Genomic DNA, 21,543 nt, shown 5'->3' with positions numbered 1-21,543 from the left:
GTGGCATATTCCTTTCCCCCGGGGTGGCGTTCATCCTGACACCGATTGATGATTAATTAAGAATTGCGGCGTTGTCGCTTTCGAGCCCAGAGCAAATCTCTACCCGATGTTCGCGTAAAATGCGACAGCGCAGAAAAAACAGTCGAGAAATGCCCGAAATGTAAGAACGTACCTGATTGCTGCGTACTACCAACAGGAATTCGTCACCGCTGCACTCTGCCGTTTGCGGGCCCGCATAGGCCAGAATGTCGCGACTTAGAGCAGCACTGACGGCAGCTGAGGCGCCCGGCATCGACATAAACACCTTACAACTGCTGACTTTGCCCAGATAGATTTCTTGCCGGGAAACCGAACCGGTGAGATAGGTGGTAATGCCAACCGCCAGCATAATTACCCCCAATGCCACTACGCTGACTATCGCCCACCAGCGCCGGGAATACCCGGTATAAACCGCTTCGGCTGCGGCTGAAGAGCCTGACGAAGGCGCGATTTCCGCTTGAACCGGCGCCGGTGGAGGGGAATTTATATCTCCATTTACGAAACGATCTTCCGGCCCTTCGCAAGACTCCACCCTAATTTCATATCGCAGCATAAAACCGACCTTGGGGACGGTGACAATCACCTCGTCCTCAATGCCCAGATTTTTAATAACCCGACGTAATTTACTCACACATTGGTTAAGATTATTGTTGCCTGACACCATGCCATAATCATCCCAAACCTTCTTGAATATTACCTCCCGCCCCACTGGCTCGCCATGATGCGTAATCAATAGCAGCAGTAACCGCTTCGACGGATTGGAAATAGAGATGGGATCGTCAGGAAACTCTGTCAGGCTCATGGTTCCCGTATCCACGTCAAAAATGATGTGGTCATTAATTCTATATTTCATTTTTCACAGGTTTCACTCTAGGATTATTTATAGCCGGCGTTAAATGTTAATAGAATATTAAGCAATATTTAATCAGGTTAATTAGCCAACCTTAGCCACTGACCCTTCTGAAAATCAATTAACGCCACAAAGTAAATATTTCTCACCTTATCATTTTTGATATAAGAATTTTCTCATATGCCATAACCAAAGATTATACAAACATCCACATCATTGATATATTTATATGTAAAAGATCTTAAAGTTAGTTTTTTGTTTTGTAAATTACCGCCTTTAAGCTGAAAATTCTCGTCATTCCTTTAATGCAAGCAATTTTAATAACAACATAATGATGAGTGAATTTTGCCAAAAGGGGTCGCCGCCAAAAAACCGGGCCTAGGCCGCAACATTGCCCTAATTCTGGTCAGAATTAATCTTTTGATCCGGAGGTGATTGGGTTAGCCCAGCGGTAAATGAAAGTAAATAGTTTCGACCAGGCCGGATAAACGGATTTGGCCGCCCCAGCCAATCAAATCCGGCGTGGGAAATAGGCTATTCTTGCGCGGGGAATATCAGGCTGAAGGTGATGCGAGCAGTATTTTCTTCGACAACACAATGGGCGTGCGCTGTGCCGCCATGCAGTGTCATTATCGCACGGACGATCGCCAGCCCCAGTCCGCTGGCATGGCTGCCGGAACTGCGGGCGGCATCGGCACGATAGAAGCGGTCGAACAATTTGTTCAGATGCGCCGGGGAGATCGGCGGGCCCTGATTGATAACCAGTATCGCCAGCCCACCATCGGCCTGACTGACAGCCTGCAGCTGTACCTGACTGTTTTCATCGGCATAGCGTACCGCGTTGGAGACCAGGTTACTCAATGCGCGCTGAAACAGCATGGCATCCGCCATCCATTGCCCTTCTCCCTGGCAGACCAACGTAATGCCGCGTTCTTCCGCCAAACCTTCGAAGTAGTCAGCCACCCGTTGCAGCTCTTGCGCCACATCAAGCCGCTGAGGGTTCAACACCGCTTGCCCTTCGCCGGCGCGCGCCAGAAATAGAATATTTTCCACCATACGGGAAATACGCTCCAGCTCCTCCATGTTGTTCGACAACAAGGTTTCATACTCTTCCACACTGCGCGCCTGATACAGCGCTACCTGACAGTGCCCCATCAGTGCCCCTACCGGCGTGCGGATTTCATGGGCCAAATCGGCGGAGAATTGCGTCAGGCGCAGATAACCTTCATTCAGGCGATCCAACATGGCGTTGAACGAACGGGTCAGTTGCTGCAATTCCTTCGGTACCCCGTGCTCGCTCAGGCGAGTCGACAGCGTGTTCGGGGTGATCACCGCCGCCTGCGCCGCCATTCGCCACAGTGGCTGCAGCCCGCGGCGCATCACCCAGTACCCCAGCAATGCAATCAGAATAAATGCCACCGCGACGGCGGCGACGATCCGCCAGAGATAACGCGCCAGCATCTTCTGCTCATTGACCATCACATGGGCAGCCGAGATTTGCAGCAGGTTACCGTCCTCCAGCCTGACCAGTGCCGATGCGGCACGCAATGGCACTCCTTGAGCGGTCATTCCGCCTTTAACCGCGCTCAAGCGCTGCGGCGTGCCGACCGGCGTCGGGATCACCGGTGGCAGGATCAACCTCGCCGGATTCACGTTGATTAACGGTTTTTTCCCCGGCTGCTGAAAAATCAGCACGTCCTGTTCGTTACCCAGCATATTTTCGAACAGGCCGGTATTCGCCGTCAGACGCTCCAACGGAAAACGCTGACTCAGCAAATTGCGGTAATACTCCACCCGGCCGATAACCTGCAAATCGCTACGGGTAGTCATCTCCTGACGCATTGCACCGTACAGGTAGCCGCCCGCGCCGCTAACCACCAGAGCCGCCACCAGCGCAAACAACATGGCGCTGCGCAACGTCAGTGACAAGACGCGCCAACGCTGGATCACGGCCTTCATGAACGCGGTTCGCAAACGTAGCCGATACCACGCACGCTGTGGATCAGCTTGACCTCGAACGGCCGGTCAATCTTGGCACGCAGCCGCTTGATGGCGACATCCACCACGTTGGTATCGCTGTCAAAGTTCATGTCCCAAACCTGGGAGGCGATCATGGTGCGTGACAACACCTCCCCCTCACGTCGTACCAGAAGATGCAACAACATAAATTCTTTATTGGTCAGCGCGATCACCAGCTCCTGCCGCACCGCTTTACGGCGCAGTACGTCGAGCTGCAAGTCGGCTATCACATAGTGATCGGCTTCACGTACCGTGCCACGCCGCAGCAAAGTGCGCAGACGCAACACCAGTTCCGTAAAGGAGAAGGGCTTAATCAGGTAATCATCGGCACCCAGTTCAAGGCCATGAATGCGATCCTGCACCCCATCTCGCGCGGTCAGAAATAGAATGGGCACATCACTTTTCTTGCGAAGTACCTCAATAATCTGCCAGCCGTCCAGCCCCGGCAACATTACGTCCAGCACGATAGCGTCATAGCCGTGTTCCAGTGCCCGAAACAGGCCGTCGGTGCCGTTACGTGCCAAATCGACGCTGTACCCCGCCTCTCCCAGCCCCTTTTTCAGGTAATCACCCGTGCTGATGTCGTCTTCAACCACCAGTATTCGCATTATCGCCACCTCATGACTCTTGCGGAAATACTAGCAGTTCTGGCGGACATTCTTGATGACATTAATGTCATCAAACGGACATGGTGCTGTCCCCGGTGTTCAACCATGCTTAACCGGCAACCTAAACAAAGGAGAACTTTATGATTACCCGTCATCGTTTTGCCGGTTTACTGCTTTCCACTCTCATGCTGTGCAGCGGTGTGGCCGCCGCAGCGCAAACCCCAGGCAAGGTGATTGCCCCGCTGCGTGGCGTTATCGATCAGGTGAGCGACACCAGCCTGCAGGTCACCGATCGCAAAGGGGAAAAGGTCAGCGTCAAGCTCAATGACCAGACCCGAGTGCTGAGCGTGTCGAAGGGCACGCTGGATGATATCAAGCCGGACAGCTTTATCGGCACCGCTGCCGTACCGCAGCCGGACGGCTCTTTGAAAGCGTTGGAAGTGCACGTGTTCGCAGCCAGCCTGCGTGGCACCGGCGAAGGCCACTCGGCCTGGGAATCCGCCGACGGTAAGGTCGACACCATGACCAACGGCACCGTGGGCAAACTGGTGAAGTCCAACGGCCGCACCCTGACCGTGACCTACGGTAACCAGCAGAAAACCGTTAACGTGCCGGAAGATGTGCCGATCGTCACTTTGGATCCCGGTGACCGCAGCCTGTTGAAACCGGGCGCGCATATCGTGTTGTTCTCCGCCACGGACGATAAGGGCGAACGCGTTGCTACCCGCATTTCTGCCGGCAAAGACGGTACCGTTCCACCGATGTAATTCAGGAGTGCATGATGAAAAGCAACGCGCCGCGGCCGGTGCATCGCTGGCCGGTCCGCCTGACCCATTGGATTAACCTGTTCGCCATGGTCTGCATGTTCATGAGCGGCTGGGAAATCTATAACGCTTCGCCGCTGTTCGGCTTCCGCTTTCCGCCGCAAGTCACGCTCGGCGGCTGGCTGGGCGGCGCGATCGGCTGGCATCTGGCGGTGATGTGGCTGCTGGCCTGCAACGCGCTGTGTTATGTCTTGTGGAGCCTGTTCAGCGGCCACTTGCGGCGCGATCTGCTGCCGCTTGGCCTCGGCGCGCTGCGGCGCGATATCTGGCAAGCCGTAACGCTGCGGCTCAAACATCAGCATGGTCATTACAACGCCATTCAAAAACTGATGTACCTCGGCGTACTGCTTCTGGGGCTGCTGCTGGTGCTCTCCGGGCTAGCCATTTGGAAACCGGTGCAGTTACAAGGTTTGGTTAGCCTGTTCGGCGGCTTTGACATTGCGCGTTACGTACATTTTTTCGCCATGGCAGGCATTGGCTTATTTGTGGTGATTCACCTGCTGATGGTGATTATCGTGCCGCGCACGCTGTGGGCAATGATAATGGGTGGCAAACATGACGGATAAAAAACAACGCCCCATGGCACCGGGGCTGGAACCGGCACAAAAGAAACAGCTGGTTAATTTGCAGCGCCGCCTGATGCTTCGCTCCGGCCTGACGCTGGGTGGCGTCGCCATGCTGACCGGCTGCAACCTGCAGGACGGTGACCAGGTGGATAAAGTGCTGTGGGCAATGTCCCGCTGGAACGATCGGGTGCAAGCCTGGCTGTTCAACGGCCAAAAGCTGGCGCAGACCTACCGTTCGGATCAGATTACCCATCCGTTCCCGTTCAACGCGTATTACCCGGAATACAACGTTCCGGAAGTGGATCTCGCCAGCTACCGGCTGGAAGTCTCCGGTAAAGTAGAAAAAAAGGCCCCCTGGACGCTGGAGCAACTGCAACGCCTGCCGCAGCAAAGCCAGATAACCCGGTTAATCTGCATCGAGGGCTGGAGTGCCATTGGCCAATGGGGTGGCGTGCCGCTGCGCAATTTCCTGCAGCACATCGGGGCGGATCTGAACGCCCGTTACGTCGGATTCAAATGCGCGGATCGTTACTATTCCAGCATCGATATGGCCACCGCACTGCATCCACAAACCATTCTGGCGCTGGATTTCGGCGGCAAGGCGCTGCCGGCCGATTACGGTTACCCGCTACGGCTGCGGGTGCCGACCAAGCTGGGCTTCAAGAACGCCAAACATATCGCCGCCATTTTCGTCAGCGATACCAATCCCGGCGGTTACTGGGAAGATCAGGGCTATAACTGGTTCAGCGGCATTTAATTTCTGCGTAGCGCTGCGCAGAGAGCTCACCGCCCGCTGGTGCATTTATTCCGACGCTGTCAATACGAGGCTATGTTCAGTTTTTCTCCCCGGTCGTCATCAGCGTGATATCCGCCTGCAGGATCGCCTCTCGCGCTGCGGCGGGCAGATTATCATCGGTAATAATCGCGTCAAATACCGCAATCGGCAACGCCAGATAGGTGGCTATTTTACCGTATTTTGAGGTATCGCTGAGCAGGATACAGCGGCGACTGGCGTCAACGATGGCTTTCTTCACCATCACCTTATCTTCATTGGGCGTCGACAGGCCGCGCATGCTCCATGATGAGGCGGAAATAAACGCCAGGTCGATAAACAACCCACGTAGCGCCTGAGCCGCCGCTTCACCAACGCAGGAACGGTTCTCGCGACAGACGGTGCCGCCGGTGTGAATGATCTTGCACTGGCTGTGTTCTATCAGGTAGCCCGCAATCACAAAATCATTGGTGACCACCGTCAGATCTTCGCGCTCACTGAGGTGCTTTGCCAATGCCAGCGTAGTGGTGCCCGCATCCAGATAAATGCAGCTGTTGGGCGGGACCTGCCGGGCAGCCAACTGACCGATGGCCGCTTTCTGTTGGCTGTACATCCCTTCCTTATCCTGATGAGAAGGTTCAATCGCCACCCGTTCAGCAGATTGCACCCCGCCTGACACTGCCAGTACCGCGCCCTGCTCCTCCAGTTTTTGCAGATCGCGGCGAATCGTCATATGCGACACTCCCAGCCGCTCGGTCAATTCGGCAATACTGACCACCCCGCGTTCTGATACCAGCGCTAAAATTTGCTGATGGCGTTCTACAGGTATCACGGTTCCCTCTCTTTTAACCGCAGTGATAATAATTGTGATTTTACGTCAATTTTCGTTCGATGAAAGCAGCCATTTTGCAGGTCGTGAGATCGCTCATGGTATCGATGACTTATTTTAAATATTTTTAAAACAGTGAGATAACGCGATATCAACCTTTTTAAGCGCATCAATTAAGGCTCCACTTAATGTTAATAATTGTGATATCGATCGCTGACTCAGCGTATCAATGCGCTTACATTTAACACAACAAAACAAATTATCACTAAAATTAACACGAGGTGCCAAATGACACAGCCAGGGGATTTTGCAGTTTGCATCGTAGGGTTAGGTTCCATGGGAATGGGGGCGGCGAAGTCGTGCATTAATGCCGGGCTGACGACTTATGGTGTCGATCTTAACCCACTGGCGCTGGCCACATTGCAGCAGGCCGGGGCCAAACAGGCTGCCACCAGCGCAGATGGATTCGCCTCTGAGTTGGATGCGTTATTGCTGCTGGTGGTTAACGCTGCTCAGGTCAAGCAGATCCTGTTCGGCGAAAACGGCCTGGCGGCGAAGCTGAAGCCCAATACGCCAGTCATGGTCTCTTCCACCATCTCCGCTGCCGATGCCAGGCAGATAGAACAACAACTGCTGGCGCTTGGCCTGAACATGCTTGACGCTCCGGTTTCAGGTGGCGCAGCCAAGGCGGCTGAAGGCCAAATGACGGTGATGGCATCCGGCGCAGAATCTACATTCCAACAATTGCAGCCGGTGCTGGACGCCATTGCCGGCAAGGTCTATCGCATTGGTGAAGAGATTGGCCTGGGTGCCACGGTGAAAATCATCCACCAATTGCTGGCCGGGGTGCACATCGCCGCCGGAGCCGAGGCCATGGCGCTGGCTGCCCGCGCCGGTATTCCTCTGGATGTCATGTACGACGTCGTCACCCACGCGGCCGGCAATTCCTGGATGTTCGAGAACCGTATGCGTCACGTGGTTGACGGCGACTATGCGCCCAAATCGGCGGTGGATATCTTCGTGAAGGATCTGGGGCTGGTGGCGGATACCGCCAAAGCACTGCATTTCCCGCTGCCGCTGGCATCTACCGCTTTTAATATGTTTACCGCCGCCAGCAATGCCGGTTTCGGCAAAGAGGATGACAGCGCAGTGATCAAAATCTTCTCCGGCATCGACCTGCCGCAAAAGAAGGAGAACGCATAATGCTGCTCGGCGTAATTGCAGATGATTTTACCGGCGCGACCGACATTGCCAGCTTTCTGGTGGAAAACGGCCTGTCGACGGTGCAGTTAAATGGCGTACCGCATGATGAAATGCCGATTGAAGCGCAAGCGGTCGTTATCAGCCTGAAATCAAGATCCTGCCCAGCTTCGCAGGCAGTTGAACAATCTTTGCAGGCGCTGGCCTGGCTGCAGCGCCAGGGCTGCCGGCAATTTTACTTCAAATATTGCTCAACCTTCGACAGCACTGCGCAGGGTAACATCGGCCCGGTGACCGATGCGCTGCTTGATGCACTGGGCGAAAACCAAACGGTGATTTCCCCGGCGCTGCCGGTCAACGGCCGGACGGTGTATCAGGGCTATCTGTTTGTGTTGGATCAACTGCTGTCGGAGTCCGGCATGCGCCATCACCCGGTGACGCCGATGACCGACAGCAATCTGCTGCGGTTGATGGAAGCACAGGCTCAGGGACGCTGCGGACTGGTAACGGCCGCAGAGATGGATTGCGGTGCCGGCGCGGTGGTGGAAAAGCTGCAACAGCTGGCGCAGCAAGGCGTGCGATATGCGGTGCTGGATACGCTCAATGAGCAGCACTTGCTGACCCAGGGCGAAGCGCTGAAAAATATGAAGCTGGTGACCGGCGGATCGGGCCTGGCCATCGGCCTCGCACGGCAATGGGCTCAGCCGGGACAAGATCGTCCGCAGGCCGCGGGAGCCCCACAGGGGGAGAAAGCGGTGGTCCTGTCCGGCTCCTGCTCCGTCATGACCAATCGACAGGTCGCCCGATATCGTCAACAGGCCCCGGCCATGGCTATCGACGTGGCGCGTTGCCTTAGCGAAGCTGACCACGCGGCCTATGTCACAGAACTGGCCGACTGGGTACAGCGGCAGGAAAATGCCCCGCTGGCCCCGCTGCTGTATGCCACCGCCGAACCGGAGAAACTGCAGCAGGTTCAGCAACAATATGGCATGGCTGCAGCCAGTCAGGCAGTGGAGTCACTGTTTGCCGGAGTGGTTAAACAGCTCCAACAATCAGGGTACCGTCGCTTTATCGTTGCCGGCGGCGAAACCTCTGGCGTAGTGACGCAGGCGCTGGGCATTCGCGGCTTCCACATAGGCCCCTGCATCTCTCCCGGCGTACCCTGGGTTCGCGCCATCGAACAACCGGTTTCACTGGCCCTTAAATCGGGCAATTTTGGCGATGATAACTTTTTCGCCCGGGCACAAACGGAATTCCCATTATGACAATGACGACCGAACAACAGGCACGCGAAGAGATGGTGCGCCTCGGAGCCTCGTTCTTCCAACGCGGCTACGCCACGGGCTCCGCCGGTAACCTTTCGCTGTTGCTGGCGGACGGCACGCTGCTGGCAACCCCGACAGGATCCTGCCTGGGCGAACTGCAGGCCGAGCGGCTGTCGAAAGTCAGCCTGAACGGCGAATGGCTGTCCGGCGACAAACCCTCGAAAGAGATCAGCTTTCATCGTGCGCTGTATCTGAATAACCCAGAGTGCAAAGCGGTGGTGCACCTGCACTGTACCTACCTCACCGCGTTATCGTGCCTGCAAGGGTTGGACGTGGAGAATGCCATAAAACCCTTCACCCCTTATGTGGTGATGCGGGTCGGCAAGGTGCCGGTGGTGCCGTACTACCGCCCAGGTGATTTACGGCTGGCGGAAGACCTGGCCAAACTGGCACCGACCCACCGCGCCTTTTTGCTGGCCAATCACGGCCCGGTGGTTACGGGCAAGGATCTGCGGGCGGCAGCGGATAATACCGAAGAGATGGAAGATGCCGCCAGGCTGATTTTCACCCTCGGCGACCGCCCAATACGCTATTTGACCGATGATGAAATTACCGAGCTACGGAGCTGAACCATGCCTAAGTTTGCCGCCAATTTATCGATGATGTTTAACGAACTGCCATTCCTGGAAAGGTTCGAGGCTGCCGCAGCCGAAGGTTTCACGGCAGTCGAGTTCCTGTTTCCCTATGACTATCCGGCCGAATTGCTGGCGGAACAACTGCGCAGCAACGGTTTGCAGCAGGTGCTGTTTAATACCGCGCCGGGCAATGCCGAAGCCGGCGAATGGGGGCTGGCGGCGGTGCCGGGCCGCGAGCAAGATGCGCGTGCAGATATCGATCGCGCCCTGGCTTACGCCATTGCGCTGAACTGCCCCAACGTGCACGTGATGGCCGGCGTCGTTCCCCCGGGGGCGGACTGGCAGCGCTATCGCGATACCTTTATCGATAATATTCGCTATGCCGCAGACCGCTTCGCCCAGCACGGCATCAAGGTGCTGATTGAAGCGCTCAGCCCACAGGTTAAGCCGCATTATCTGTTTTCCAGCCAGCACCAGGCAGCCGAACTGGTCCAGGCCATCGATCGCTCGAACGTCTTCGTACAGTTCGACTTTTTCCATGCTCAGTTGGTGGACGGCAACATCAGCGGGCTGATGCATTCGCTGGCCGGCCGCTACGCCCATATTCAGATTGCCTCGGTGCCGGATCGTCATGAACCGGACGACGGCGAACTGAATTATCCGTGGCTGTTCGACCAACTGGACGCCATCGGCTATCAAGGTTGGATCGGTTGTGAATACCGGCCGCGTGGCGATACCACCGTCGGGCTTGATTGGCTAAGACCTTACCAGTAAGGCACTGCGCCAACCCAGGGATTTCCAAAACATAAAAATTAAACGCACCCGTATCGCCAACCGGCGATCGCGGTGCCTGACTCTTACCCGATTAAAGGCTATTTCATGTCTACCTCTATGCTTTTGATGATTGCCGTATTAGGTGTGGTACTGCTCTTGCTGATGGTCATCAAGGCCAAGATCCAGCCCTTTGTCGCCTTGCTGGTGGTCAGTCTGTTGGTGGCGTTGGCCAGCGGCATTCCTACCGGCGAAGTGATGAAAGTGATGACCGCAGGTATGGGCGGCGTACTGGGTTCGGTGACCATTATCATCGGCCTGGGCGCGATGCTCGGCCGTATGATCGAACATTCTGGCGGTGCCGAATCGCTGGCCCAGCGCTTCAGCAAAGCTTTGGGGCCGAAACATACCGTGGCCGCCCTGACCATCGCCGCATTTATTCTCGGCATTCCGGTCTTTTTCGACGTCGGCTTTATCATCCTGGCGCCGATCATCTACGGTTTTGCCAAGGTCGCTAAAGTTTCGCCGCTGAAGTTCGGCCTGCCGATGGCCGGCGTAATGCTGACGGTTCACGTCGCCCTGCCACCACATCCAGGCCCGGTCGCCGCAGCCGGGCTGCTGAACGCCGATATTGGCTGGCTGACCATTATCGGTCTCGCGATTTGTATTCCGGTAGGCGTGATCGGTTATTTCACAGCCAAGCATTTGAATCGTAAAACTTATCCACTGTCGATTGAGGTACTGGAACAGCTGCAGCTGGCAGCGCCCGAACCGGCGCCGGAAGGCAAAGCACCATTGAGCGACCGCATCAATCCGCCTGGCGCCGGGTTGGTGGCCGCGCTGATCGTCATTCCTATCGCGATTATCATGCTGGGCACCGTTTCGGCCACGCTGCTCGAGCCGGGTTCAGCACTGCGCGACACGCTTTCGTTGCTCGGCTCACCGGCAGTAGCGCTGATGATTGCCCTCTTGCTGGCATTCTACTTCCTGGCCATTCGTCGCGGCTGGAGCCTGCAACACACCAGCGACGTCATGGGGGGCGCTCTGCCGACCGCCGCGGTGGTGATCCTGGTTACCGGTGCCGGTGGCGTATTCGGCAAAGTCCTGGTGGAGTCAGGCGTGGGCAAGGCATTGGCAGACGTGCTGACCACCATCGGCCTGCCGTTGATCCCGGCAGCTTTTATCATTTCGCTGGCGCTGCGCGCCTCTCAGGGGTCCGCTACTGTAGCGATACTCACGACCGGTGGCCTGTTATCGGAAGCGGTTAGCGGGCTTAATCAGCTGCAATTGGTACTGGTCACTCTCGCCACCTGCTTCGGCGGGCTGGGCTTATCGCACGTAAATGACTCCGGCTTTTGGATCGTCACCAAATACCTCGGGCTTTCGGTCGCCGATGGCCTGAAAACCTGGACGGTACTGACGACGATCCTTGGCCTGAGCGGTTTCCTGTTCACCTGGTTACTGTGGCTGGCGGTGTAATTTCTCTGGCATACTGCACAGACCGCCTCTGGCTCTGTGCAGGAAAAAAAATAATGCCTCTTATCACTACCGCACCGCTGTTGCTTACCGAACGTTTACGCCTTGATGCACATACGCTGGACGACTTTGACTCGCTGGCCGCCATGTGGGCCGATCCTGAAGTGGTTCGTTATATCGGCGGCACGCCGAGGGATCGTGAAGATTCCTGGGGCCGTCTGATGCGCTACGTCGGCCACTGGGCGTTGCTGGGTTATGGCTACTGGGCCGTGCGCGATAAAGTCAGCGGCGCTTACCTTGGCGGCATCGGTTTTTCCGACTTCCAGCGCAATATCCATCCGGCGCTTGATGCCCCCGAAATGGGCTGGACGCTGGTGACCTCGGCACAGGGTAAAGGCTATGCCACCGAAGCGCTGCGCGCGGCTTTGGCCTGGGGAAAAGACCATTTACCGGGCGATAAGGCGGTATGCATTATCTCACCGGAAAATCAGCCCTCATTGGCATTGGCGAAGAAGGTCGGTTTCAGCGAAAGTCATCGCAGCGAGTACCACCAAAGCCCAATTCTGGTGATGCACTGCCCGCTATAAGCCGGCAACCTGACCCGACGCGGTAGCCAAAGCGACCTGGACAAAGTTATCCCGTAGCGCATCAGGCTGCTGCGGGTTCCAGGCGATACCGACTTGCCATTGGGTCTGTTCGCCGCTCAGCGGCAGAATATCGATGCCCGCCGGCGCAATATGCGTGACGCTATGCGGCAGCAGAGCAACGCCAATGCCGGCGGCAACCAGTGCCAGCAAGGTTTGAATATCACCGGCCTGCTGTACCACGTTAGGTGCCAGTTGATGGGCGGCAATAAAACGCAGCGACTGGTCGCTCAGCCCGCGCCCACGCTTGGGCGTCAACTGTAACAACGGTAAGGTGTTGAATTGCTCCATCAGGGTGTCCGCCCGCAGCGCCAGCGCCGAAGGCGCCGCCAGCACCAATCGGTCACTCAGCAACGCACTGGCGCGCAACGGCGTACTGACAGGTAATCGCACAAATCCCACCTGCAGCTCCCCCTGCAATAGCAACTGATATTGCCGTTCTGAAGGCAAGTCTTCCAACCCCACGGCAACCTCGGGAAAGCGATGACGGAAAGCGGCCACCAACTGCGGCGCCAGATGAAAGCTGGACAGGCCAAAGCCGATTGCCAACCGCCCCGCCTCCCCCCGTACCACCTGCACGGCTCGCTGCTGAAACTGCAGATGCTGAGCGACTAACGTTTGAGCTTCAGGATAGAGCCGTTGGCCGCTGGCGGTCAGTTGCGCCCCCTGACGGCCACGGTTAAACAAGCGGGCACCCAGCAGCGTTTCCAACGCCTGGATCTGTTTGCTCAGCGCCGGCTGGGTGATGCACAGCCGCTCTGCCGCCAAGCGATAATTGCCCTGTTCGGCCAGCACCACGAAGGCGCGGAGTTGTCGTATATCCATTCCGTTAGGTTATCAAAAAAGGAATTTAATTGATTATACAGTAATCAATGGCTTTGCTGTAATCAACGCCAGATAACAGCCAAAAGGTAATCCTATGACAAACTCTTTACGCGCCGCGACGGTGCAGTTTCAGCATCGCGCCAATGATAAAAACTACAACCTGTCGGTGATCGAGGGCTTTATCACCCGCGCCGCCGCCGAACAGATCCAGCTGCTGACCTTCCCGGAAATGTGCATCACCGGCTATTGGCACGTACGCCACCTCAGCGCCGGTGAAATTGGTGCACTGGCGGAGCCCATCGCCGACAGCCCTTCGCTGGCGCGCATTCGCCCGCTGGCCGAACGCTATAACATGGCGATCGGCGTCGGACTGATTGAACTGGGCGATGATGGCAAATATTACAATGCCTACGCCGTCTGCCTGCCCGACGGCAAGCTTCACGTTCACCGTAAACTGCATGCCTTTGAACACCCGGCAATCGCCAGCGGCGACAGTTTCACCGTGTTCGACACCCCATGGGGTATCCGAATGGGGGTGCTGATCTGTTGGGACAATAACCTGGTTGAGAATGTCCGCGCGACCGCATTGCTGGGGGCAGAGGTACTGTTGGCACCGCATCAGACCGGCGGCACTCATTCGCGTAGCCCACACGGCATGAAGCCGATCCCACTGGAAATTTGGCAACGGCGGCAGGAGGATCCGGCGGCGATAGAGGCGGCGTTTCGTGGCGAACACGGGCGTGGCTGGCTGATGCGCTGGCTCCCGGCACGTGCCCATGACAATGGTTTGTTTGTGTTATTCAGCAACGGAGTGGGACGTGACGATGACGAAGTGCGTACCGGCAATGCGATGATCCTCGACCCTTATGGCCGCATTCTGGCGGAAACCTGGGCGGCAGAAGATCAGATGGTCACGGCCAACCTTGATCTGTCCCTGATCCCGCTCAGCACGGGCCGCCGCTGGATCCACGGTCGTCGACCGGCACTGTACGACATTCTTACGCAGCCGCAAGGCTATGAGCGAGATGCCCGCAGCGCGCGGTTTTCAACGGAACCGGCGCAAAAATTGGGCAAGTGACCGACACCGAATAACAGGCAAAAAAAATCCGCCCGAAGGCGGATTTTTATCTGATGCGGCCAACTGCGCCACATGCTCATGCCCGCAGGCATGGAGAAATCTTAGAAACGGTAGCCTACGCCAACGCTCCAGATACCAACGTCAACACTGCGGATACGGCTCTGCTCGTAACCAACGTCCAGTGCTACGTCCTGGATTGGGTTGAACTGCAGGCCAGCACCGTAGGTGAAGCCGTAGTCGCTGCTGCCGTTACGGTCAGTACCGTTTTGAGCGTTGTCGATGTTTTTACCGTAACCAACACCCACTACACCGTAGATGCTTGCCCAGTCGTTGAAGCGGTAAGCTGGACCGGCAGTGATAGAGTTGTACTGAGCTTTACCGTAGTAACCGTTCTCAGAACCGTTCTTCTCTACGTGGGTAAAGGAACCGATAACACCCAGTGGGTTGTTGTCGAACTCGTAACGGTATTTCAGGTTGAAACCGTCGGCTTTGTTAGCAACGCCTTGGAGATCACCCTGCGCATAGCCAGCGGATACGGTGCTCTGACCAGCGAATGCGGTACCTGCGGTTACTGCTAATACACAGGCTGCTACTGCGGAAAGACATGCAATTTTTTTCATAACCACCTCAAACGCGTTATATTTTTAAGTAAATCCATTTGTTCATGCATTGAAAATATAACAAAAATTAGCGTGAAACTCTGCCTTAAAATGAGTGTCTAATGCTTTATATCGTGTAACATTAGATTTCAAGAACAGTGTATCTACTTCATTTCGCTCTATTTTCGAGCCGCATTCTACGCGTTTCTGTGATAAGAATCACCTATTTAATATCCAGACAATTCTTAAAAAAAGAGCACTTTTTGACCATAAAAGCTGTTCTGGCGCCGGGAGCCAGCGCTTTTTTTCGTTGAAAATGCTTTTCTCAGACACATTTACCGCAATTCATTTACACTGCCGTCATCCAAACATCGACCTCTTCCCAGATCGTGGGAAATGCATAAAAGGCTCTAAAGGATGTCTTCGTCTGCAACCGCAAAAGCGTCTTCTACGCTGCTGCCAATCTGCCTGTTGATCATCGCTATGGTCTCTATCCAAAGCGGTGCCTCCCTGGCCAAAAGCCTGTTCCCGCTGGTCGGCGCAGAAGGCATCACCACGCTGCGTTTGAGTATCGGCACGCTGATCCTCTTTATTATCTTCCGCCCGTGGCGCATGCGATTTGCCGCCGGTAGCCGACTACCGTTGTTCATTTACGGTCTGGCGCTGGGCGCGATGAATTACCTGTTCTATCTTTCCCTGCGCACTCTGCCGCTCGGTATCGCCGTGGCATTGGAGTTCACCGGCCCGCTGGCGGTCGCCATGTTCTCTTCACGCCGTGCGATTGACTTTTTGTGGGTGGCACTGGCGATCGCCGGACTCTGGTTCCTGCTGCCGTTGGGCCATGACATGGGCAGCATCGATCCCTTCGGCGCCGCCTGTGCGCTGGGTGCCGGCGCCTGCTGGGCGGTCTACATTATCTGCGGCCAGAAAGCCGGTGGCGACCACGGGCCGGGAACCGTTGCGGTGGGCTCACTGATTGCCGCCGTGGTGTTTTGCCCGATTGGCGCCTGGCAAGCCGGCAGCGCACTGCTGAACATTGATATCCTGCCGGTCGCCCTGGCCGTAGCTATTCTCTCTACCGCGCTGCCCTATTCGCTGGAAATTATTGCGTTGCCAAAAATACCGGCGCGGACTTTCGGCACATTGATGAGCCTGGAACCGGCACTGGCTGCGCTTTCGGGCATGCTGTTCCTGAATGAACACCTGACGACGGTGCAATGGCTGGCGCTGGCTGCGATCATTACCGCCTCCATGGGGGCGACCCTGACCATCAAACCCAAACCGCAAATCGAAAACCTGTCCTGAGTGTTGGCTACGCCTGCATTTGCCCAAAGCGGAATGCAGGCGGGTTAACTGTTTTCACGCTGGCAAACAGGCATACTTTTCCCCGCAGTCCCCCCAGGTAGTTATGGAAATAAACCCGATAGGGTTAACCACATGGAGAATCAAAGTGATTTATAACACGCTGTTTAACCCACGCTATGGCCGTGGGCTGTCACCGACACTGGTCGAAACCCTCACCGCTGTGCGTCAATACGATCTCGCCGAGCTGGCTCAGGGGCGGCATGAGATAAAGGGTGAGAAGATCTTTATGGACGTGATGACGCTAACCACCGGGCTAGCGGAAACCCGACGTGCAGAGCTGCATCAGGAATATGCCGCCATTCATCTGCTCCTCGGCGGTGAAGAACGCATTGATTACGGTTTGCCGGGGGATTGGCAAAGTGAGTTGCCTTATGACGATGCACGAGATGTACAACTGCTGGATATCATACGCCACCGCCAGACGCTGGCGATGTTTCCCGGTATGTACGCCATATTTTTACCTCATGAGCCGCACAAAGTCGCTTGCCAACTTAATGTATCGATGCCAATCAAAAAAGCGGTGATAAAGGTGCATTACACCCTGCTGCTGTAATTGGCCAGCCGGTCTATCTGGATGACCGACCTCCCATCACGCTGAGCGAAAGCCACCCTGATCAATACTGGGGCAAAGCGCGTATAAACCTCGCCGTCTGCGCCGGAGAGCGCAGTTGGATAAAGCGGATATGGCGATACCGGGCATCGTTCATATCCGCAAGGTAGCCGGCCCGGTTTTTACGGTAGGTCTTGATGGTCCATAAAACGATGGAATCACGGCTGAAAAAGGAACGGCGGAAGCTCTCGCGGTTACCGGTGCCGGGCCACAACTCGGTACCTTGCCATGCGCGTGTAGCGGCACGACGCACCGCCTGAAACAGCGTACGACAAAAGCCATAATCTACCCATACCACCCAATCAACGCTTTCCCATTTAATCGTTTTGGTCCGGCTGTAATTGCCGTCAAGCACCCAGCCGGACTCCGCCTTGGCCAGCGCCTGCGCGACCTGCGCCAAAAACTCGTCATCGGGTGTACCCTGCCATTGCGGACGCCAAAACAGCTTGTCCAGCTCGATATGAGGCAGCGCAAACTTTTCCGCTAGCTGGCGCGCCACCGTGCTTTTGCCACTGCCACTGGTTCCAACGACGTTAATTTTCATGGGAGCGAATTCTGAGATGGAGGGAAATAGCTTAGCGGGATGTTATTCGTCTATCAATATGAATTAACAGGCAATTAATAAAATGAAATAAAAATGATTTAGAATGACGAATTTTGATGAAAATATAAATGAAAATGGTTATTAAACGCCTTCCTGAAATTATTACCCTGCGGAACCACCCTCACGAGAGAGGACGAAATAATATCATTACAATTCAAACCATTAGTAAAAAAATAAATATATCCCTATAACCTTACCCTTACTGGAGTTAATTTTCAATTCGTTAGAACCTATTTATCCAATAGCCATTTTCGGCCTGCAAAATGCTATATCGCTGCTATAATTACTCCCGTGACAAAAATAGGACAACGAACTAACGAGAGGATATCTGATATGAGTACCGCTAAACTGGTGAAAACGAAATCTTCTGAGCTGCTTTACACTCGTAATGACATGGACGAAAAAACCAAACTGGAAGCCATCAAGGCGTTGAACCATCAGGTGGTGCAGTTTACCGACCTGTCGTTGCTCACCAAGCAGGCGCACTGGAACATGCGTGGCGCCAACTTCATTGCCGTGCATGAAATGCTGGACGGGTTCCGTACCGCCATCATCGATCACCTGGACACTTTTGCCGAGCGCGTGGTGCAGTTGGGCGGCGTAGCATTGGGTACCGTGCAGGTCGTGAATGACAAGACCCCGCTGAAAAGCTATCCGACCAACATCCACAGCGTGCAGGAACACCTGAAAGCGCTGGCCGATCGCTACGGTGTGGCTGCGAACGACATTCGCAAGGCCATCACAGAAGTCGCTGATGAAGATACCGCGGATATGTTTACCGCTGCGTCACGCGATCTGGACAAGTTCCTGTGGTTTATCGAGTCCAACATCGAATAAATCTGCGCGACAAACAATCAAAGCGTTCCGCATTGCGGGATTGAACAGGCTGCGGGCTTTGCCCCGGCCTGTTTTTCTTTTACGCCGCTTGAATTGCTCAAAAAACAGCCCATAGTAGATAAATAGTAGATAAAACGAACTGATGAAGACTCAGCACTAGCGAGGTGATCATGGCAAGCGGATGGGCGGCAGACGGTGCCGTACAAGATCAAATCGACTCTACCGTCGATGATGCCGTACAGCGTGCCAGACAGGCGCTGGGACAGGGCGAAAGCGAACATTACTGTCAGGAATGCGGAGAGGAAATCCCTCTGGCGCGTCGGCAGGCACTGAAAGGCGTGCGTTATTGCCTGGCCTGCCAAACCGAGTTGGATAAAAAGCAGGCGGCAAGCAGTTTATATAACCGTCGCGGCAGTAAAGACAGCCAGTTGCGTTGAGCTTATCAACGCAAAATATCCCCCATGGACCTCTCTGACAGAACACTCCTGCACCAAATGCAACAAGCTTGCGGCATAAAAGTTAGAGTTAGTTATCAATATTGAAGCGAAACCGTTAACTATCGGTTGTTTCAACCCCATTATTTGGTTAATGATAGACCCATGCACCACCAGGTCGCCAAAAGCACCATTTTGGGGCCTCAATTTGGTGCATAAAAATAATAATTCGACCTTCAGAGCCAACATCACACCGCAACTCTTTGTTTTTATAGTAGTTGAAAACATGGCACGATTTTTTCATGGCACCAACTGCAATATAAAAAATGGGTAATCCGCAACCTGTACAGGAAATTCCTCTCATGAAGTCAATTTTTAAAGTCTCCCTGGCCGCACTTTCGCTGGCCTTTGCCGTAAGCTCCCACGCAGCAGACAAACTGGTCGTCGCCACCGATACCGCGTTCGTTCCTTTTGAATTCAAACAAGGCGATAAATACGTTGGTTTCGATATCGACCTGTGGGCCGCTATCGCCAAAGAACTGAAACTGGATTACACCCTGAAGCCTATGGATTTCAGCGGCATCATCCCGGCACTGCAAACCAAAAATATCGATCTGGCGCTGGCTGGCATCACCATTACCGAAGAACGTAAAAAAGCCATCGAATTCTCTGACGGCTACTACAAAAGCGGCCTGCTGGTGATGGTTAACGCCAACGATAACAGCATCAAGGGCATTGACGATCTGAACGGCAAAGTGGTGGCGGTGAAGAGTGGCACCGGCTCCGTGGATTACGCCAAGCAGCACATCAAAACCAAAGACCTGCGTCAGTTCCCGAACATCGATAACGCCTATATGGAACTGGGCACCAAACGCGCTGACGCGGTGCTGCACGACACACCAAACATTCTGTACTTCATTAAAACCGCCGGCGCCGGCAAGTTCAAAACCGTTGGCGACTCGCTGGAAGCACAGCAATACGGCATCGCCTTCCCTAAAGGCAGTGACGAACTGCGCGTGAAGGTGAATGGCGCGCTGAAAACGCTGCGCGACAACGGCACCTACAACGAAATCTACAAAAAATGGTTCGGTACCGAACCTAAATAACGGATGAAGTCAGTCACTGATTCACTTAAGCACAGGGGTGGTGCCTTAGCCCCTGCGCTTTGTTGTATCTGATTCCCACGTTTGGGATCACCGGGAGAAAACACCATGCAGTTCGACTGGAGCGCCATCTGGCCCGCCATCCCTATCCTGTTAGAAGGCGCCAAAATGACCCTGTGGATTTCGGTCCTCGGTCTGATTGGCGGCCTGATCATCGGCCTCGTTGCCGGTTTTGCCCGTACCTACGGCGGTTGGATTGCCAACCACATCGCCCTGGTATTCATCGAAGTTATTCGCGGCACGCCTATCGTGGTGCAGGTGATGTTTATCTACTTCGCCTTGCCGATGGCGTTCAGCGATTTGCGCATCGATCCCTTTAGCGCGGCGGTGGTCACCATCATGATCAACTCCGGCGCCTACATTGCGGAAATCACTCGCGGCGCCGTATTGTCGATCCACAGCGGCTTCCGTGAAGCAGGTCTGGCGTTGGGTCTGTCGCGCCGCGAAACCATCCGTTATGTCATTATGCCACTGGCGCTGCGCCGCATGCTGCCGCCGCTGGGTAACCAGTGGATCATCAGCATTAAAGACACCTCGCTGTTTATCGTGATCGGCGTGGCGGAACTGACCCGTCAGGGCCAGGAAATTATTGCCGGCAACTTCCGCGCGCTGGAAATCTGGAGCGCCGTGGCGGTTATTTATCTGATTATTACCCTGGTGCTGAGCTTCGTGCTGCGTCGTCTGGAAAGAAGGATGAAAATCCTGTGATTGAATTTAAAAACGTCTCCAAGCACTTTGGGCAAACCCAGGTGCTGCACAATATCGACCTGAAAATTAATCAGGGTGAAGTGGTGGTGATTATCGGGCCTTCCGGCTCCGGCAAATCCACGCTGCTGCGCTGCATCAACAAATTGGAAGAGATCACCAGTGGCGATCTGATCGTCGACGGTCTGAAAGCCAACGATCCCAAGGTTGACGATCGTCTGATCCGTCAGGAAGCCGGCATGGTATTCCAACAGTTTTACCTGTTCCCACACCTGACCGCACTGGAAAACGTTGCCTTCGGCCCGATCCGCGTACGCGGTTTGAAAAAGTCGGACGCGGAAAAACTGGCGCGCGAACTGCTGGCCAAAGTCGGCCTGGCGGAGCGTGCACATCACTACCCTTCCGAGCTTTCCGGCGGCCAACAGCAGCGCGTGGCTATCGCCCGTGCGCTGGCGGTAAAACCGAAAATGATGCTGTTTGATGAACCGACCTCCGCACTTGATCCGGAACTGCGCCATGAAGTGCTGAAGGTTATGCAGGATCTGGCGGAAGAAGGCATGACCATGGTCATCGTCACCCACGAAGTCGGCTTTGCCGAAAAAGTGGCTTCGCGACTGATCTTTATTGATAAAGGCCGGATTGCAGAAGACGGCAACCCGCATGACCTGATCAACCACCCGCCAAGCCCGCGCTTGCAGGAGTTCTTGCAGCACGTATCCTGATTTACCCTCCCAGCGGTGGGCCTGTTCCGGGCCCGCCGTTTCTATATGGCAATAGCACGCGTTATCACTCCCTGCGCCTCTTCATTTTCTACTATATTCTTTG

General features: G+C 55.1%; 24 protein-coding genes. 17 read left to right on the top strand and 7 right to left on the bottom strand.

Annotated elements, in window-relative coordinates:
- Positions 1-52: 52 nt before the first annotated feature.
- The 3 genes from M2407_RS02505 to M2407_RS02495 form a co-directional block, all read right to left on the bottom strand.
- A complete protein-coding gene (locus tag M2407_RS02505; protein WP_142815646.1) occupies positions 53-892 on the bottom strand; it encodes a winged helix-turn-helix domain-containing protein in 840 nt (279 codons plus the stop codon).
- 531 nt (positions 893-1,423) lie between these two features.
- Complete coding sequence (locus M2407_RS02500; RefSeq protein WP_259216674.1) at positions 1,424-2,848, bottom strand: heavy metal sensor histidine kinase; 1,425 nt, start codon at positions 2,846-2,848, stop codon at positions 1,424-1,426.
- The gene (locus M2407_RS02495; RefSeq protein ID WP_259216673.1) at positions 2,845-3,516 is read right to left on the bottom strand and encodes a heavy metal response regulator transcription factor; all 672 of its coding nucleotides are present in this window, start codon (positions 3,514-3,516) and stop codon (positions 2,845-2,847) included. Before M2407_RS02495 ends, M2407_RS02500 begins: the two co-directional genes overlap by 4 nt.
- A 140-nt stretch (positions 3,517-3,656) precedes the next feature.
- Between M2407_RS02495 and M2407_RS02490 the strand changes: the two genes are divergently transcribed.
- Genes M2407_RS02490 through M2407_RS02480 form a run of 3 tightly spaced genes read left to right on the top strand, consistent with a single transcriptional unit; the run spans position 3,657 to position 5,663 of the window.
- Complete coding sequence (locus M2407_RS02490) at positions 3,657-4,283, top strand: hypothetical protein (protein WP_116690887.1); 627 nt, start codon at positions 3,657-3,659, stop codon at positions 4,281-4,283.
- 14 nt (positions 4,284-4,297) lie between these two features.
- Positions 4,298-4,906, top strand: coding sequence for a cytochrome b/b6 domain-containing protein (locus M2407_RS02485; RefSeq protein ID WP_259216672.1), 609 nt, complete (start codon positions 4,298-4,300; stop codon positions 4,904-4,906).
- The gene (locus tag M2407_RS02480) at positions 4,896-5,663 is read left to right on the top strand and encodes a molybdopterin-dependent oxidoreductase (protein ID WP_020825932.1); all 768 of its coding nucleotides are present in this window, start codon (positions 4,896-4,898) and stop codon (positions 5,661-5,663) included. The genes M2407_RS02485 and M2407_RS02480 overlap by 11 nt, the downstream gene beginning before the upstream one ends.
- A gap of 76 nt (positions 5,664-5,739) precedes the next feature.
- Here the strand turns inward: M2407_RS02480 and ygbI are convergent, their stop codons facing one another.
- Complete coding sequence (gene ygbI / locus M2407_RS02475) at positions 5,740-6,510, bottom strand: DNA-binding transcriptional repressor YgbI (RefSeq protein ID WP_116690890.1); 771 nt, start codon at positions 6,508-6,510, stop codon at positions 5,740-5,742.
- A 285-nt stretch (positions 6,511-6,795) separates the two neighbouring features.
- On the opposite strand from ygbI, the gene ltnD reads away from it, so the two are divergent.
- The 6 genes from ltnD (at position 6,796) to M2407_RS02445 (ending at position 12,441) form a co-directional block, all read left to right on the top strand.
- The gene (ltnD, locus tag M2407_RS02470; RefSeq protein ID WP_041414346.1) at positions 6,796-7,710 is read left to right on the top strand and encodes an L-threonate dehydrogenase; all 915 of its coding nucleotides are present in this window, start codon (positions 6,796-6,798) and stop codon (positions 7,708-7,710) included.
- Positions 7,710-8,972, top strand: a complete 1,263-nt coding sequence (otnK, locus tag M2407_RS02465; RefSeq protein ID WP_273854770.1) for a 3-oxo-tetronate kinase — start codon at positions 7,710-7,712, stop codon at positions 8,970-8,972. Before ltnD ends, otnK begins: the two co-directional genes overlap by 1 nt.
- On the top strand, positions 8,969-9,601 hold the full coding sequence (locus M2407_RS02460) for an aldolase (protein WP_122077830.1): 633 nt from the start codon (positions 8,969-8,971) through the stop codon (positions 9,599-9,601). Before otnK ends, M2407_RS02460 begins: the two co-directional genes overlap by 4 nt.
- A gap of 3 nt (positions 9,602-9,604) precedes the next feature.
- A complete protein-coding gene (locus M2407_RS02455; RefSeq protein ID WP_259216670.1) occupies positions 9,605-10,381 on the top strand; it encodes an HPr family phosphocarrier protein in 777 nt (258 codons plus the stop codon).
- Positions 10,382-10,486: 105 nt separating this feature from the next.
- Complete coding sequence (locus M2407_RS02450; RefSeq protein WP_122077826.1) at positions 10,487-11,857, top strand: GntP family transporter; 1,371 nt, start codon at positions 10,487-10,489, stop codon at positions 11,855-11,857.
- A gap of 53 nt (positions 11,858-11,910) precedes the next feature.
- Positions 11,911-12,441: a GNAT family N-acetyltransferase gene (locus tag M2407_RS02445; protein ID WP_020825925.1), complete on the top strand. Its 531-nt coding sequence runs from the start codon at positions 11,911-11,913 to the stop codon at positions 12,439-12,441.
- On the opposite strand, the gene M2407_RS02440 is transcribed toward M2407_RS02445, so the two are convergent.
- Positions 12,436-13,323: a LysR family transcriptional regulator gene (locus tag M2407_RS02440; protein ID WP_128864010.1), complete on the bottom strand. Its 888-nt coding sequence runs from the start codon at positions 13,321-13,323 to the stop codon at positions 12,436-12,438. The genes M2407_RS02445 and M2407_RS02440 overlap by 6 nt on opposite strands.
- A gap of 94 nt (positions 13,324-13,417) precedes the next feature.
- Here M2407_RS02440 and M2407_RS02435 point away from each other — a divergent pair, with 94 nt between their 5' ends.
- Positions 13,418-14,401, top strand: a complete 984-nt coding sequence (locus tag M2407_RS02435; protein ID WP_020825923.1) for a nitrilase family protein — start codon at positions 13,418-13,420, stop codon at positions 14,399-14,401.
- 101 nt (positions 14,402-14,502) lie between these two features.
- Here the strand turns inward: M2407_RS02435 and ompX are convergent, their stop codons facing one another.
- The gene (ompX, locus tag M2407_RS02430; RefSeq protein WP_020825922.1) at positions 14,503-15,021 is read right to left on the bottom strand and encodes an outer membrane protein OmpX; all 519 of its coding nucleotides are present in this window, start codon (positions 15,019-15,021) and stop codon (positions 14,503-14,505) included.
- A gap of 396 nt (positions 15,022-15,417) precedes the next feature.
- Between ompX and rhtA the strand changes: the two genes are divergently transcribed.
- Both rhtA and nanQ read left to right on the top strand, forming a co-directional pair.
- On the top strand, positions 15,418-16,305 hold the full coding sequence (gene rhtA, locus M2407_RS02425; RefSeq protein WP_142815651.1) for a threonine/homoserine exporter RhtA: 888 nt from the start codon (positions 15,418-15,420) through the stop codon (positions 16,303-16,305).
- Between the two features lie 145 nt (positions 16,306-16,450).
- The gene (gene nanQ, locus M2407_RS02420; protein WP_128864009.1) at positions 16,451-16,918 is read left to right on the top strand and encodes an N-acetylneuraminate anomerase; all 468 of its coding nucleotides are present in this window, start codon (positions 16,451-16,453) and stop codon (positions 16,916-16,918) included.
- 61 nt (positions 16,919-16,979) lie between these two features.
- Here the strand turns inward: nanQ and M2407_RS02415 are convergent, their stop codons facing one another.
- Positions 16,980-17,519, bottom strand: a complete 540-nt coding sequence (locus tag M2407_RS02415) for an adenylate kinase (protein ID WP_122077820.1) — start codon at positions 17,517-17,519, stop codon at positions 16,980-16,982.
- Between the two features lie 393 nt (positions 17,520-17,912).
- Here M2407_RS02415 and dps point away from each other — a divergent pair, with 393 nt between their 5' ends.
- The 5 genes from dps to glnQ all read left to right on the top strand — a co-directional run bounded on the left by dps (position 17,913) and on the right by glnQ (position 21,440).
- Entirely contained in the window at positions 17,913-18,416 is a 504-nt protein-coding gene (gene dps / locus M2407_RS02410) for a DNA starvation/stationary phase protection protein Dps (protein ID WP_259216669.1), read from the top strand.
- Between the two features lie 170 nt (positions 18,417-18,586).
- Positions 18,587-18,853, top strand: coding sequence for a DksA/TraR family C4-type zinc finger protein (locus tag M2407_RS02405; protein ID WP_020825917.1), 267 nt, complete (start codon positions 18,587-18,589; stop codon positions 18,851-18,853).
- Positions 18,854-19,212: 359 nt separating this feature from the next.
- Complete coding sequence (gene glnH, locus M2407_RS02400) at positions 19,213-19,956, top strand: glutamine ABC transporter substrate-binding protein GlnH (protein ID WP_046374121.1); 744 nt, start codon at positions 19,213-19,215, stop codon at positions 19,954-19,956.
- Positions 19,957-20,061: 105 nt separating this feature from the next.
- Positions 20,062-20,721: a glutamine ABC transporter permease GlnP gene (gene glnP / locus M2407_RS02395; RefSeq protein WP_020825914.1), complete on the top strand. Its 660-nt coding sequence runs from the start codon at positions 20,062-20,064 to the stop codon at positions 20,719-20,721.
- Positions 20,718-21,440, top strand: coding sequence for a glutamine ABC transporter ATP-binding protein GlnQ (gene glnQ, locus M2407_RS02390; RefSeq protein WP_020825913.1), 723 nt, complete (start codon positions 20,718-20,720; stop codon positions 21,438-21,440). The genes glnP and glnQ overlap by 4 nt, the downstream gene beginning before the upstream one ends.
- Positions 21,441-21,543: the final 103 nt, after the last annotated feature.

The sequence above is a fragment of the Serratia sp. BIGb0234 genome, from assembly GCF_024809915.1.
Lineage (GTDB): Bacteria > Pseudomonadota > Gammaproteobacteria > Enterobacterales > Enterobacteriaceae > Serratia > Serratia liquefaciens.
Note: the sequence above shows the minus strand (reverse complement) of the source record. Positions and strands in the feature narration are given on the sequence as shown.